This window comes from Streptomyces mayonensis (assembly GCF_018982965.1).
Lineage (GTDB): Bacteria > Actinomycetota > Actinomycetes > Streptomycetales > Streptomycetaceae > Streptomyces > Streptomyces mayonensis.
Window position 1 is genome coordinate 1 of the sequence record NZ_JACBYP010000163.1, and the last position, 14,020, is coordinate 14,020.

Annotated in this window: 15 protein-coding genes; 8 read left to right on the top strand and 7 right to left on the bottom strand. The window is 73.2% G+C overall.

The genetic code is table 11. The annotated features are described in order from the left end of the window. Positions 1-86: 86 nt before the first annotated feature. Together HZS56_RS34900 and HZS56_RS34905 are read left to right on the top strand one after the other, a co-directional pair. The gene (locus HZS56_RS34900; RefSeq protein ID WP_216724834.1) at positions 87-446 is read left to right on the top strand and encodes a hypothetical protein; all 360 of its coding nucleotides are present in this window, start codon (positions 87-89) and stop codon (positions 444-446) included. Between the two features lies 1 nt (position 447). After that, positions 448-891 carry a hypothetical protein gene (locus tag HZS56_RS34905; RefSeq protein WP_216724835.1) on the top strand — a complete coding sequence of 148 codons (444 nt, stop codon included), beginning with the start codon at positions 448-450 and terminating at the stop codon, positions 889-891. A gap of 56 nt (positions 892-947) precedes the next feature. On the opposite strand, the gene HZS56_RS34910 is transcribed toward HZS56_RS34905, so the two are convergent. The 3 genes from HZS56_RS34910 to HZS56_RS34920 form a co-directional block, all read right to left on the bottom strand. Beyond that, positions 948-1,445 (bottom strand): GNAT family N-acetyltransferase, encoded by a 498-nt coding sequence (locus HZS56_RS34910; RefSeq protein ID WP_216724846.1) that lies wholly within the window; start codon positions 1,443-1,445, stop codon positions 948-950. A 57-nt stretch (positions 1,446-1,502) separates the two neighbouring features. After that, positions 1,503-1,997 carry a sigma-70 family RNA polymerase sigma factor gene (locus HZS56_RS34915; RefSeq protein ID WP_216724847.1) on the bottom strand — a complete coding sequence of 165 codons (495 nt, stop codon included), beginning with the start codon at positions 1,995-1,997 and terminating at the stop codon, positions 1,503-1,505. A gap of 74 nt (positions 1,998-2,071) precedes the next feature. After that, positions 2,072-3,274, bottom strand: coding sequence for a glycerophosphodiester phosphodiesterase (locus tag HZS56_RS34920; RefSeq protein WP_216724836.1), 1,203 nt, complete (start codon positions 3,272-3,274; stop codon positions 2,072-2,074). A 631-nt stretch (positions 3,275-3,905) separates the two neighbouring features. On the opposite strand from HZS56_RS34920, the gene HZS56_RS34925 reads away from it, so the two are divergent. After that, a complete protein-coding gene (locus tag HZS56_RS34925; protein WP_216724837.1) occupies positions 3,906-4,577 on the top strand; it encodes a lysophospholipid acyltransferase family protein in 672 nt (223 codons plus the stop codon). A gap of 92 nt (positions 4,578-4,669) precedes the next feature. Here HZS56_RS34925 and HZS56_RS34930 read toward each other — a convergent pair whose 3' ends face one another. The 4 genes from HZS56_RS34930 to argH all read right to left on the bottom strand — a co-directional run bounded on the left by HZS56_RS34930 (position 4,670) and on the right by argH (position 9,336). Beyond that, complete coding sequence (locus HZS56_RS34930; protein WP_216724838.1) at positions 4,670-6,202, bottom strand: MFS transporter; 1,533 nt, start codon at positions 6,200-6,202, stop codon at positions 4,670-4,672. Continuing rightward, the gene (locus tag HZS56_RS34935; protein ID WP_253915399.1) at positions 6,199-6,750 is read right to left on the bottom strand and encodes a TetR/AcrR family transcriptional regulator; all 552 of its coding nucleotides are present in this window, start codon (positions 6,748-6,750) and stop codon (positions 6,199-6,201) included. Before HZS56_RS34935 ends, HZS56_RS34930 begins: the two co-directional genes overlap by 4 nt. 95 nt (positions 6,751-6,845) lie before the next feature. Further along, positions 6,846-7,817 (bottom strand): aldo/keto reductase, encoded by a 972-nt coding sequence (locus HZS56_RS34940; protein ID WP_216724840.1) that lies wholly within the window; start codon positions 7,815-7,817, stop codon positions 6,846-6,848. A 91-nt stretch (positions 7,818-7,908) separates the two neighbouring features. Continuing rightward, positions 7,909-9,336 carry an argininosuccinate lyase gene (gene argH / locus HZS56_RS34945; protein WP_216724841.1) on the bottom strand — a complete coding sequence of 476 codons (1,428 nt, stop codon included), beginning with the start codon at positions 9,334-9,336 and terminating at the stop codon, positions 7,909-7,911. A 345-nt stretch (positions 9,337-9,681) separates the two neighbouring features. Between argH and HZS56_RS34950 the strand changes: the two genes are divergently transcribed. The 5 genes from HZS56_RS34950 to HZS56_RS34970 form a co-directional block, all read left to right on the top strand. Further along, complete coding sequence (locus HZS56_RS34950) at positions 9,682-10,269, top strand: pyridoxamine 5'-phosphate oxidase family protein (RefSeq protein WP_216724842.1); 588 nt, start codon at positions 9,682-9,684, stop codon at positions 10,267-10,269. Between the two features lie 3 nt (positions 10,270-10,272). Beyond that, a complete protein-coding gene (locus HZS56_RS34955) occupies positions 10,273-10,989 on the top strand; it encodes a L,D-transpeptidase family protein (protein ID WP_216724843.1) in 717 nt (238 codons plus the stop codon). 92 nt (positions 10,990-11,081) lie between these two features. Beyond that, positions 11,082-12,464 carry a ferredoxin reductase family protein gene (locus tag HZS56_RS34960; protein ID WP_216724844.1) on the top strand — a complete coding sequence of 461 codons (1,383 nt, stop codon included), beginning with the start codon at positions 11,082-11,084 and terminating at the stop codon, positions 12,462-12,464. A gap of 27 nt (positions 12,465-12,491) precedes the next feature. Next, positions 12,492-13,295, top strand: coding sequence for an FMN-binding protein (locus HZS56_RS34965; RefSeq protein ID WP_216724845.1), 804 nt, complete (start codon positions 12,492-12,494; stop codon positions 13,293-13,295). Between the two features lie 55 nt (positions 13,296-13,350). Next, positions 13,351-14,020 (top strand): FAD:protein FMN transferase (locus tag HZS56_RS34970; protein ID WP_216724848.1); only part of this gene is annotated, 670 nt, incomplete at its 3' end.

Genomic DNA, 14,020 nt, shown 5'->3' on the forward strand with positions numbered 1-14,020 from the left:
GCATGAAGCTCCACGCACAGGCCCGGGGGACGGCGGGCGCGGGGCCGGGGACGGCGGGCCTTTTGGGCCGTAATAGGCTCGCTGCCATGCTTGACGTCCTGACGCTGGTGACCGGTGTCGCCGCGCTGCTGCTCGCCGCCTGGTGCGGCTGGGCCGCCTACCGTGACCAGCCGACGAAGGACTGGCATTTCATCGGCATGGCCGTGGTCTCGGTGCTGGCGCTGATCCAGCTGGTGGTCGGGATCGTGCAGCTGGCGCGGGGCGAGGAGCCGGAGCAGGGCACGACGATCTTCGTGGCGTACCTGCTGGGCGCCGCCGCGTGTGTGCCGGCGGCCGGGTTCATGTCGCTCGCCGAGCGCACCCGCTGGGGCTCGGTCACGGTCGCGGCCGGCGGTGTCGTCCTCGCCGTCCTTCAGGTGCGGCTCTATGACATCTGGGGAGGCTGACATGGTGGCGACGTCCGGGAAGACCGGCCCGCGGGCCGCGCGGGAGGAGCGGCCCCGCAAACGGCTGATCGGCGGGCCCGGGATCCTGCTGGTGTGGCTGTACGGCGTGATGGTCGTCGGTGCCGTGTCGCGTTCCGCGTACCAGATCGCGACCGAGTTCGACCGGGCACCGCTTCCCTACACCCTGTCCGCGCTCGCCGGTGTCGTCTACGGCTTCATCACCTACACGCTGGTGCGCGGCGGCGAGACGGCCCGCAGGGCGGCGCTGGTGTGCTGCGCCGCCGAGCTGGTGGGCGTGCTGACGGTCGGCACCTGGACGCTGGTGGAACCGTCCGCCTTCCCCGACGCGACCGTGTGGTCGGACTACGGGATGGGCTACCTCTTCATTCCCGTGCTGCTGCCGCTGTCGGCGATGTACTGGCTGCGCAGGGCCCGCACCGCGTAGGGCCCGTCCGGCCGGACGGGTCCCGGGGCGCGGGCCCGGCCCGCGGTGGGCCGCGCTCAGGCGGTGGTGGCGTAGGCCCCGGCCGCCTTCTCCAGGATGATCATCGGTACGCCGTCCTCGCCGCGCACCGTGCCGACCGTCTCGTAGCCCACCCGCCGGTACAGCCCGAGGTTGCTCTCGCTGCGGTGCCCGGTGTGCAGCCGGAAGCGCTTGGCGCCGCGCTCGTCGGCCAGGGCGGACTCGGCGGCCCGCAGCAGACGGGCGCCGATGCCGTGGCCCTGCAGCCGGGGGTGGACGCACAACTTGCCGATGGCGGCGGCCCCGTCCTCGCTCACCCGGCCGCGCACCGAGCCGACGACCTCCTCGCCGAGCCGCGCCACGTGGACGCAGTCGGTGACGACCTCCTCGCGCACGGAGTCCAGGCTCTGGACCAGCGGATCGATGCGGTAGTTGCCGTAGAGCGCCGCCTCGCTCTGGAAGCAGAGGTACTGCAGCCGGAAGATCTGCTCGGCGTCCCGTTCGGTCGCCGCCGAGATGGTCACGCTCATGCCCATGTGCGCATGCCTCCCGCTCACCTGATCACCTGTGGTCCCCCACTGATATCCCCGTCCTCACCGGGCCGCAACCTCCGGCGCAAGCAATCGGCGCAGACATCCCAGACATCGGGAACGTTCCGGGCCAAGACTGCCTTGTGAGATACCCAACTCCCCCGCGATCTCCCGGTATGTGAGGTCCCTCGGCGACAGCAGCGCCTCGATCAGCCGGGGGCAGCGGCCGGGCAGCCGGCGCACGGCGTCGCGCAGCGCCCGGTGCCGCGCGGCGGTCAGGGCCAGCTGCTCGGGTTCGTGCTCGGCGGCACCCGCGGGCTCCCTCTCGTAGGGCCGCTCGTGCCGGGCCCTGCGGCGGGTGCGGCGGGCCTCGGTGCGTACGGCGCTGCGCAGCCAGCGGTGCGGGTCGGGCGGCGGGCCGTCGGCCTCCAGGCGCTCCAGGAGGCGCAGCCAGACCGCCTGCTCGAGGTCGCGGGGCTCGGCCCCGGACGCATATGCCTCGGCCGATGCCTCGGCGGCGAGCAGGGGGGACAGCGAGGTGACCAGGTCGTCCGTCATATGCACGTCGACGCGGCCGCCCTGGCGGCGGGTTGCCAGGACGGCCGAAGCTCACTCCAACCGGCGGCGGGCGCTCAGCCGTTGACGAAGTCCTCGCGGGCCAGCACACCCGTGTCCGGGTTGTCGGTGAAGATTCCGTCGATGCCGGTGGCGAAGTAGGCCCGGAACGCGCCGAAGGCGTCCCCGTAGGCGTCGGGGTCGCCGCCCTTGCGGAACTCGGCGGGCAGGAAGGGGTTCTCGTTGCGCATGGTGTACGGGTGCAGGACCAGGCCCGCACGGTGCGCGTCGCGCACGAGTGCCGTCGGCTCGGTCAGCCGGCCGTCGGCGTCCTTCGGGACGATCAGGTCCAGGGTCGGGCCGATGCCCTGCGCGTACGAGGCGATCTCCTTCAGTCCCCGCGGTGTGACGAGGTCGGCGGTGGTGCGCGGGTCGCCGGTCTCGACGAAGTCCCAGGGGCGGGTGTCCGCGTCGGAGAGCAGGACGGCGAGCGGGTTGCCGACCAGCCTGCTCATCCGCTGGATGCTGGTGGGCTCGAAGGACTGGATGACGACGGGCGAGTTCGCGCGGTCCTTGCCGTACTTGCGCAGCAGCCGCGCGAGCCGCTCCTCGGCGGCGAGGCCGAGTCCCCGGAAGTAGGTGGGGTGCTTGAGCTCGGGGTAGATCCAGACCTGTCTGCCGCGCCTGCGGGTCTGCTCGTTCTGCCAGCGGAGCACCTCTTCGAAGGTGGGGATCTCCCAGCGGCCGTCGTAGAGGGTGTTGTGCGGCCGGTTGGCCGGGATGCGCTCGGTCGCGCGCAGGGTCTTGAGTTCGGCGAGGGTGAAGTCCTCGGTGAACCAGCCGGTGGTGTCGACGCCGTCGAGCGACTTGGTGCGTCTGCGGTCCGCGAACTCGGGGTGGTCGGCGACGTCCGTGGTACCGCCGATCTCGGGCTCGTGCCGGCAGACGAGGTGTCCGTCCCTGGTGGGGACGAGGTCACCGGCCTCGACGATGTCGGCGCCCATGTCCAGGGCCAGTTCGTAGGAGCCGAAGGTGTGCTCGGGGCGGTAGCCGCTGGCGCCGCGGTGACCGATGACAGTCGGGACGGGCAGGTCCCCCAGACCGCCGCGGTGTCCGCCCCCGTGTCCGTCGCCCTGTCCGCCACCCTGTCCGTTGCCGGCGGCTCTCGCCGTGCCGGACAGGCCCAGTACGGCGCCGCCCGCACCCAGCACCGCCGCGCCGAGGAGCGCCCGCCGCCCGGTGCCGCCGCCCGCCCGCTCGTCCGACTCCTGCGTTCCCATGGGACCTCCTGCCGCCGTCCGTCAGTGCGGGCCGATCGTACGGGCGCGTACATGACCAACGGGAGACCACGACCGGAACACGCGGGCGCGTACGGATGTCGTACGGGCGGACGGACGGCCCACGGCGGACAGGCGGCCGACGGCGGACGGGCGAACGGCCGATGGCGGACAGCGGCCGGGCGGACGGCCGATGGCGGACGGACGGCGGACAGCGGACAGACCTACGGGCGTACGGCGAACGGACGGCCGACGGCCGCGGATGCCGCACAGGCGGGCCGCTGACGCGGAGTCGGCTTGGCTGCCGTGGAGCCGGGTAGGCGACGGAGAGGACAGGTGGTGCCGCCGGGATCGGTGGCACTCCCCGGGGCGGCGCGCCCCACACAATCCGTGCCGCGCCCGTGCTTCGACCCGGGCCGGGTGCGCACCCCGTGACCCGCGCCGCCGGCCCCACGAGGGCGACCTGCCTCACATCCCGGAGGGCGTTACGGCCGGGCAACACAGCGGCACCGCAGGTGAACGCACGTCAACACGGCGCAACACCCGGGTTGCCCGAGGTGCGTGACCCCCCGAACCGCGAGTAATGTCCTCACCTGCACAGACTCATACCGCATCCCCGACACCGGAGGACCCGTTGTCCCGCTTCGTGTTCATCAAGGCAGTGCTCGGCCCGATCATGCGCCTGGTGTTCCGCACTCGGGTGGAGGGTGCGGAGAACATCCCGGGCGACGGTCCGGTGATCCTGGCCGGCAACCACCTCACCTTCATCGACTCGATGATCCTTCCGCTGGTCTGCGACCGGCAGGTCTTCTTCATCGGCAAGGACGAGTACGTCACCGGCAAGGGCTTCAAGGGCCGCCTGATGGCCTGGTTCTTCACCGGCGTCGGCATGATCCCGGTCGACCGGGACGGCGGCCGGGGCGGGGTCGCGGCGCTGATGACCGGGCGCCGGGTGCTGGACGAGGGGCGGATCTTCGGCATCTACCCGGAGGGCACCCGCTCCCCCGACGGCCGCCTCTACCGGGGCCGCACCGGCATCGCCCGGCTGACCCTGATGACCGGCGCGCCGGTGGTCCCGTTCGCCATGATCGGCACCGACAAGCTCCAGCCGGGCGGCGCGGGCCTGCCGCGGCCGGGCAAGGTCACGGTCCGCTTCGGCGAGGCGATGGAGTTCTCCCGCTACGAGGGCATGGACCGTGACCGCTACGTCCTGCGGGCCGTGACCGACTCCGTGATGACCGAGGTCATGCAGCTGTCCGGCCAGGAGTACGTGGACATGTACGCGAGCAAGGCGAAGGCGGCGTAAGGACCGCGCGCCCCGCGCGCGTCGAGGGCGGGCTGCTCCCGGAGCGGCCCGCCCTCGCTTCTGTCCGCCGTACGGCTACGGGTCCCGTACGGCTACGGGTGTTCCACCCCGTCCTCCAGATGCCGGCCCCGCAGCAGGTACCAGGATGCCGCGGCGGCGGCCAGCAGGACGGCGGCGCCGACGCCCGCGGCCAGGGCCAGGCCGTCGACGAAGGCCTGGCGGGCCGAGCCGAGGAGGGCTTCCGCGGTGTGGGCGGGCAGCCCGGCCGCGGCCTCCACCGCGCCGCCCAGTGACTCGTGGGCCGCGGGCGGGGTCCCGGCGGGGCCGGTGAAGTCGCGGTAGACGCCGGTCACGATCGAGCCGAGCACCGCGATACCGAGGGCGGCACCGAGCTCGTACGCCGTCTCGGAGACCGCGGAGGCGGCGCCCGCCTGCTCCCCGGGCACGCTGGAGAGGATCACGTCGGCGGTGACGGTGAAGGCGAAACCCGCGCCGAGGCCGACGACCAGCAGGGCCGCGCCGATCAGCGGATAGCCGGTGTGGGGGCCGACCACGGTCAGCGCGGCCAGCGCGAGGCCGACGGCGGCGAGACCGCCGCTGACCACCGCACGGACGGAGAAGCGCCGGGCCGCACGGCCGGCGACCAGGCCGGCCGCCACCGCGCCGACCGCGGCGGGCAGTTCGGCCAGGCCCGCCTCGAAGGGCCGCCTGCCCTGGACGAGTTGCAGGTACTGCGAGAGGAAGAACACCAGCCCCGACAGGCCGAGGATGGTCAGCAGGTCGGCCAGGACCGCGCCGCTGAAGCCGCGGTTGCGGAACAACCGCATGTCGATCAGCGGCACCGGCATGGCCAGCTGCCGCCGGACGAATCCGTACAGCGCGGCGGCGCCGAGCAGCCCCGCGGCGAGCGTGCCCCACGCGAACCCGTGGGCCGCGGCCTCCTTGACGGCGTAGACGATCCCGACCATGCCGACCAGGGAGAGGAGGACGCTGGGCAGGTCCCAGGGTCCGGGGTCCGGGTTGCGGGACTCGGGCAGCAGCTTGACGCCGACGACGACCAGCACGGCCATCACCGGCAGGTTGATCAGGAAGACGGAGCCCCACCAGAAGTGCTCGAGGAGGAAGCCGCCGACGACCGGGCCGACGGCCGCACCCGCGGAGGCCGCGGCGCCCCAGATGCCGACGGCGAGGCTGCGTTCGCGGGGGTCGTGGAAGAGGTTGCGGATCAGCGCGAGGGTGGCGGGCATCAGGGTGGCGCCCGCGACGCCGAGCAGGGCCCGGGCGAGGATCATCACCTCGGGCGTGTGCGCGTAGGCGTTGAGGACGGACACCGCGCCGAACGCCGTGGCGCCGGCGAGCAGGATGCGTTTGCGGCCGATGCGGTCGCCGAGGCTGCCCATGGAGACGAGCAGCCCGGCGATGACGAAGGAGTAGACGTCGCCGATCCAGAGCAGCTGGGTGCCGGAGGGGGCGAGATCCTCACTGATGTAGGGGGTCGCGAGACCGAGGACGGTCGCGTCGACGGCCACCAGCAGCACGGCCAGTACGAGTACGGACAGCGCCAGCCAGCGGCCGGGGCGTCTCACCGCCCCGTCCGGGTGGGCCGGCTGCACGGCGCTGTTCATGGTTCCGCTCTCCTGAGTGCGCCGCCGAGCAGCAGCTCGACGATCATGCGGGTAAAGTCGTTGCGGGCCACGCGGCCCTCGGTCACGGCCCAGGCGCCGGAGGCCAGGAGGCCGTACAGCGCCTCGGTGAGCCAGACGGGGGTGAGGTCGATGCGGAACTCGCCGCTCTCCTGACCCCGCCGGAAGAGCTCGGTGAGCCCGGCGTCGAGGCGGGCCCAGCCCTCGTTCTGCTCCTCGCCCTCGAAGAGCTGGTTCTCCGTGTAGAGGAAGGCGAGCAGACCGGCGGAGGGTTCGATCGCGTGGACCAGTCGGCGCACCGCGTCGGCCGCCGGGCCCTCGTCGGTGCGGGCGGCCTCCAGGGCGGCCTCGCACTCGGCGATGCCCAGCGCCTCCAGCGCCCGGACGAGGGCGTCGCGCCCGGCGAAGTGCCGGTGCAGGGTGGCCCGGCTGATACCGGCGGCCCTGGCGACCTCGTCCATGGTCGAACCGGCTTTCCGGGTCAGCAGGGAGGCGGCGCTGCGCAGTACCTGGTCTCGATCGACAGCCATGAGACAACGGTAACCCACATGAGACATTCATGTCTCACACCGGGCATGCGTGACTCACCACACGGGGTGAGTCACGGGCCTTGCGGGAGTCGGGATCAGTGCCAGGGCAGCTGCCCGCGGCGCGCCCAGTAGGCGTCCGGCTCCTCGACGAGCGCGCCGAGGCGGGCCACCTGGTCGTCGTCGAGGTCGACGGCGGCGGCGTGCAGGTTCGAGCCGAGCTGGCCCACGGTCGCGGCGCCGGAGAGGACGACACCGGCCCAGGGGCGGCGCAGGATCAGCGCGAGGGCGACCGCGTCGCAGCCGAGGGCGGTCTCCTGCGCGACGGCCTTGAGGGCGGCGGGGGCCTGGGGCTCGGCGAGGCGGCCGTTGGCCATGCCCTCCTTGACGATCACGGTGAGCCCGGCCGCGTGCGCCTCGGCCAGCGCGGGTTCCGCGGAGGTCTCCAGCGCGTTGTACGTCGACTGGACGGTACGGAAGAGGGGTTCGCCGTCGACGGTCACGGCGAGGGCGGCGCGGATGGCGTCGGCCTGGGCCGGACCGCTGGTGGAGAAGCCGACGGTGGCGCCGCGCGCGGCGGCCTCGGCCAGCTTCGCGTGCAGGTCCTTGTCGGTGAGGGCCGGGCTGTCGGGGGTGAGGGAGTGGATCTGGTAGAGGTCGAGGCGCTCGCCGAGCAGGGCGTCGGTCTCACCGCGCTGGCGTTCGTAGGTGTCGACGCCGTGGTCCTTGACCTCGTGCTGCTCGGCGTCGGGCGACCAGTCGGCGGTGTAGGTGTAGCCCCACTTGCTGCCGACGACCACGTCGCCGGCGTCGGGGCGCTCCCGCAGCCAGTCGGCGAGGAACTCCTCCGAACGCCCGTAGGAGCGGGCCGCGTCGAAGTACCGCACGCCCTGCGCGTAGGCGGCGTCGAGGAGGTCGTGGGTGCGCTCGCGCATCGCCTCGACGGTGCGGTCGGCCGGCAGGTCCCGGTCCCGTCCGAGGTTGATGTAGCCGGGACGGCCGACGGCGGCGAGCCCCAGCCCGATGTGACAGGTGGGGGTGGTCGCCGCGGCCAGGCGGGCGAAGGGCATCGCGGGCTCCGTTCGGTCGGCTGCCGCAGCCGGTGAGGCTGCGCTGACTGCTGACCAACGTATCCGCGATGCCCGTCGGGTACACAGGCTGCTACTGCTTGGCGTCCGCCCAGGCGTGCTGCCCGGCCACGTCGGCCTTCACCTCGGCGAGCTGGACGGCGACCGCGCCGGGCGCCGTACCGCCGCGGCCACTGCGCGAGGCGAGGGCGCCGGGGACGTCGAGGACGGTGCGCACCTCGGGGGTGAGGTGGGCGGAGATCTTGGCGAACTGCTCGTCGGTCAGCTCGTCCAGCTCCTTGCCCTCGGCCTCGGCGGCCTTGACGCACTCGCCGGCCACCTCGTGCGCGACGCGGAACGGGACGCCCTGCCTGACCAGCCATTCGGCGATGTCGGTGGCGAGCGAGAACCCGGCCGGGGCCAGTTCCTCCATCCGCTCCCGGTGCACGGTGAGGGTGGCCATCATGCCGGTGAAGGCGGGCAGCAGGATCTCCAGCTGGTCGATGGAGTCGAAGACCGGCTCCTTGTCCTCCTGGAGGTCGCGGTTGTACGCGAGCGGGAGGGCCTTGAGGGTCGCCATCAGGCCGGTCAGGTTGCCGATGAGGCGTCCGGACTTGCCGCGGGCCAGCTCGGCGATGTCGGGGTTCTTCTTCTGCGGCATGATCGAGGAGCCGGTGGAGAAGGCGTCGTGGAGGGTCACGAAGGAGAACTCCTTCGTGTTCCAGATGATGATCTCCTCGGCGATCCGGGAAACGTTGACGCCGATCATCGCGGTGATGAAGGCGAACTCGGCGACGAAGTCGCGCGAGGCCGTCCCGTCGATGGAGTTGCCCGCGCTGCCGTGCTCGAAGCCGAGGTCCCGGGCGACCGCCTCGGGGTCCAGGCCGAGGCTGCTGCCCGCGAGCGCGCCCGAACCGTACGGCGATACGGCCGTGCGCTCGTCCCACTGGCGCAGCCGCTCCGCGTCCCGGCCCAGCGCCTGGACGTGGGCGAGCACGTGGTGGGCGAAGAGCACCGGCTGGGCGTGCTGGAGGTGGGTGCGGCCGGGCATCGCGACGTCCGGGTGCGCCTCGGCGAGGCCGATCAGCGCGTCCTGGAGGTCGGCGATCAGGGAGCCGACGGTCCGGGCGTGGTCGCGCAGGTACATGCGGAAGAGGGTGGCCACCTGGTCGTTGCGGGAGCGGCCGGCGCGCAGCTTGCCGCCGAGGTCGGGGCCGAGCCGCTCGAGGAGGCCGCGCTCCAGGGCGGTGTGCACGTCCTCGTCGGCGATGGTGCCGGTGAAGGAGCCGTCGGCGACGTCCGCCTCCAGCCGGTCGAGCCCGGCGATCATCCGGGTCAGCTCGTCCTCGGTGAGCAGCCCCGCCGTGTGCAGCACGCGGGCGTGGGCGCGGGAACCGGCGATGTCGTAGGGCGCGAGCCGCCAGTCGAAGTGGACGGACGCGGACAGCTTCGCCAGGGCCTCGGCGGGACCGTCGGCGAATCGGCCGCCCCAGAGCCGGACGTCACCGCTGTTGCTGCTCACTTGGTCGCTCCTCGGGCCGTTGAAGTACGCCTGCATGAGTATGCAGACCATTGCATGATTCGTCAATCCAAGGCCACCGGCTCCGACGCGCAGCCGGTGACTCCGGTGACCCCGGTGACCCCGGTGGCGGATGAACGCCGGGCGCCACTGTGCCGTACTCCTGGCCGGGCACGGGCGCCGTGGCCGCCCCGTGGACCGCCGGCCGGGACGGCCACGGCTTCACCCCTCGCCCGCCCCCTGCCTCGCCCCGCCCGGTCCGCGTCGGCGTCGGCGTCGGCGTCCGGATGGCGGGACCGCCGGAAAATTTCCGGACAGGTACGGCACGCGCCCTCATAATTGTTAGACATGGGAAAGACTTATGAGCGCATAGACGGCAGACTCCGCGCCTTCATCGAGGCGCAGCCCCTCTTCTTCACCGCCACCGCTCCCCTGTCCGGCGACGGCACGGTCAACCTCTCCCCCAAGGGCCTCACGGGCAGTTTCGCGGTGCTCGACGAACTGACCGTCGCCTACCTCGACTTCGCCGGCTCCAACGCCGAGACCATCGCCCATCTGCGGGAGAACGGACGGATCACCCTGATGTGGTGCGCCTTCCAGGGCCCGCCGAACATCGTCCGGGTGCACGGTCGCGGAGAGCCCGTCTTCCGTGACGACCCGCGCTTCGCCGAGCTGCTCACCCACTTCCCGGACATCGACCCCACCGCCCACGGACTGCGCGCGGTCGTCGTCGTCTCCGCGGAACTGGTCCGCGACACCTGCGGCTACGCCGTCCCCTTCATGGCGTACGAGTCCGACCGCGACCTGCACGGCAAGCGGTTCGCCCGCGAGGACGACGCCTCACTCAGCGCGTACTTCACCAAGAAGGAGCACGTGGCCACCAGCATTGACGGCCTCCCCGGGCTGCCGCTTCCGCTCCCGCCCTCTACCGTCTGACCCATGCTCCCCGGTGCCGTCGCCGTCCTCGTCTCCGCTTCCCTCCTCCTGCCGGGCGCCGCGCCCGCCGACGGGCCCGCGCCCCGGCCGCTGCCGGACCGGATGGCGGACACCGGCGGCGGCACCCAGCTGATCACCGCCGTCGCGCCGGACACCGGCTCCACGACCGGCACGGTCACCTGGTGGGACCGCGAGGGCGGCGCCGACGGCCGATGGGTGCGGGCCGGGTCCGCGCCCGCCCGCTTCGGGGCCGGCGGACTCGCCGACGGGGCCACCCGCGTGCAGGGCACGAACACCACGCCGACCGGGCTGTACGACCTGCCGTACGCCTTCGGCATCGCGGCGGCGCCGCGCGGCACGGCGTACCGGTACCGCCCGGTGCGCGAGGACTCCTGGTGGTGCCAGGACAACGCCTCCCGCTCCTACAACCGCTGGGCCGAACCCCGCCCCGCCGACTGCCGGGCCGCCGAGGCCGAGCACCTGATCACCTATCCGCGGCAGTACGCGCACGCCCTCGTCGTCGGCTTCAACTACGACCGTCCGGTGCGCGGGCGCGGCGCGGGCATCTTCCTGCACGTCAACGGGGACGGCGCGACGGCCGGTTGCGTGTCGGTGCCGGCGGAGGCGATGCGGCGCGTCCTGCGCTGGGCTGACCCGCGCGAGCACCCGCACATCGCGATCGGCACCTCGGGCGGGACGACGGCGGTCACGCGCCTCTGAGGCGCGGCCGGCGCTGCCCGTCGGTCGGGCTGAACGCTGGGCCGGTGCTGCGCGTATCTGTGGGCCAAGGGTCAAGTCCCCCCGGAGGAACCGTGACCACCACGCTCGCCGGCGGCCGTGCCGCCCGCCGTCAGACGATGCGGCGCATCCGTCCGCGCCGCTCCCCCGCCGTCCCCCTGCTGCTCGCCGTGTGGGCGGGCGCGGCGGGCGTGTTGTGGCTGTGGTGGCGCAACACGCCCGCCATTTCCGACCGGACCGGCATGATCCTGGGCGCGGGCCGGATCACCGGGCTGCTCGCCGGGTACCTGATGGCCCTCGTGGTGCTCCAGATGGCCCGGGTGCCCGCGCTGGAGCGCCGGGTGGGCTCGGACCGGGTCGCCCGCTGGCACGCCATGACCGGCCGCTACACCCTGTGCCTGGTCCTCGCCCACGTCTTCCTGATCATGTGGGGTTACGCGGCCCAGGCCGGGAAGGGCCTCGGCAACATCGTCGCGCAGACGGTGGACTCCGTGAACCAGCTGCCGGACATGGGCAAGGCGGCCGTCGGCACCGGCCTGCTCGTCGTCATCGGCCTGCTGTCCGCCGGCCCGGTGCGCCGCCGCATCCCCTACGACGCCTGGTACCACGTGCACCTGCTCACGTACGCGGCGGTGTTCCTGACCTTCTGGCACCAGTTGACCACCGGCAACGACTTCGCCGTCGAGCCGCTCGCCAAGACCCTCTGGTACGTCCTGTACGGGGCGGTGACCGCGCTGGTGCTCTGGTACCGGGTCCTGACCCCGCTGCGCCTCAACCTGCGGCACCGGATGCGGGTGGAGGCGGTGATCGAGGAGACGCCCGGCATCGTGTCGGTGCTGATCGGCGGGCGCCGGCTGCACCGGATGGGCGCGGAGGCCGGGCAGTTCTTCCGGTGGCGGTTCCTGGCGCCGGGGATGCGGTTCAGCTCCCACCCGTACTCGCTGTCGGCGGCGCCGCGCCCGGACATGCTGCGGATCACCGTGAAGGCGATCGGCGACCACAGCACCCGGCTGCGGGAGCTGACCCCCGGCACCCGGGTGTGGGCGGAGGGCCCGTACGGCGCCCTCACCGCGCAGCGCCGCAGCCGCGGCAAGGTGCTGCTGGTGGCGGGCGGGGTGGGGATCACGCCGATGCGGGCGTTGTTCGAGACGCTGCCCGGCGCGGCCGGGGACATCACCCTGCTCTACCGGGCCAACAGCACCCAGGAACTGGCGCTGTGGGACGAACTGGCCGGGATCGCCGACGAGCGCGGGGCCCGGCTGATGTACGCGGTCAACAGCCCCGACGGGGAGCGGCCGGACATCTCGGCGGAGTCCCTGAGCCGCAAGATCCCGGACGTCGACCGCCACGACGTCTTCCTGTGCGGGCCGCCCGGATTCGCCCAGTCGGTGTTCGAGGCACTGCGCGGCGCGGGGGTCCCCGCCCGCCGTATCCATCACGAGTCGTTCGAGATGTGAGCGACGGACAGTAGGAGTCCAGGACAGATGAAGAAGAGCCACCCCGTTCGGCGTGCCGTGCTCGCCGGCGCCGCGACCGTGTCCGGGATCGTGCTGCTGCTGTCGCTGAAACCGGCCTCCGACCCCGGCTCCGCCTCGGCGGCGGGCGGCGCGGTTCCGCCCGCCGCCGAGGCGCCGCAGGGCGGCCGGGGCGTCGGGACCGGTACGGTCACGGGTGACGCGGCCGACACCCAGTACGGGCCCGTGCAGGTCCGCCTGACGGTGAGCGGCGGGAAGGTCACCAGGGCCGAGGCCGTGCAGGCGCCCAAGGGCGGGCAGAGCGACCAGGTCACCGCCGACGCCGTACCCAAGCTCAACCAGGCCGCCGTCACCGCAGGCACCGCCGACATCGACGCCGTGTCCGGCGCCACCTACACCAGCGCCGGATACCAGCAGTCCCTCCAGTCGGCGCTCGACAAGGCGGCCGCGGCCGGATCCGCCGGCGAGGGCTCGGGCGGATCCGGGGGAGGAGGCTCGGGCGAGGCCGCCGGGGAGGGCTCGGGCGGTGCGGGGCAGGGCACACAGGTGCTGACCGGTGACGTCACGCAGACCCAGTACGGGCCCGTGCAGGTCCGGGTCACCGTCAGCGGCGGGAAGATCACGAACGCCGAAACCCTCCAGGCGCCCAAGGGCGGACGGAGCGACCAGGTCACCGCCGACGCCGTACCCAAGCTCAACCAGGCCGCCGTCACCGCCGGCACCGCCGACATCGACGCCGTCTCCGGCGCCACCTACACCAGCGCCGGATACCAGCAGTCCCTCCAGTCGGCTCTGGACAAGGCCGGTGGCTGACACCGTGGCCGAGTCCGCACAGGCTCCCGCCGCGGTGCGTCATGTGGAGGAGACGATGGGGACCGTCTTCTCCTTCGACGCCCGCGGCGGGGAACCCGGGGCCGTCCGCGCGGCGCTGGACGAGGCGGTCGCCGGGCTGCACCGGGCCGACGAGGTGTTCAGCACCTACCGGGACGGCAGCGAGATCTCCCGGCTGGCGCGCGGCGAACTGACCGTGGAGGCCTGCGCGCCCGAGGTCGCCGAGGTGCTGGAACTGGCGGCGGAGGCGGAGCGGGTGAGCGCCGGCTGGTTCAGCACGCGCTACCAGGGACGGCTCGATCCGACCGGCATCGTCAAGGGCTGGGCGGTGGAACGTGCCGCCCGGCGGATCGCGGCGGCGGGTGCGACGGGTGTGAGCGTCAACGGCGGCGGGGACGTCCAGTTGCTCGGCACGCCGGGGGCACGGCGGCCCTGGCGGGTCGGGGTGTCGGACCCGCTGCGGCCGGGCGGGCTCGCGGCGGTCGTCTCGGCGGCGGGGGCGGACGAGCTGGCGGTGGCGACGTCGGGCTCCGCGGAGCGCGGTGCGCATGTCGTCGACCCGCGCACCGGCCGCTCGGCGGTGACGGACCTGCTGTCCGTGACGGTGGTGGCGCCCCGGCTGACGTGGGCGGACTGCTGGGCGACGGCGGCGTTCGCGATGGGGTCGCGGGAGGGGTTGCGGTGGCTGGAGTCGCTGGAGGGGGTGG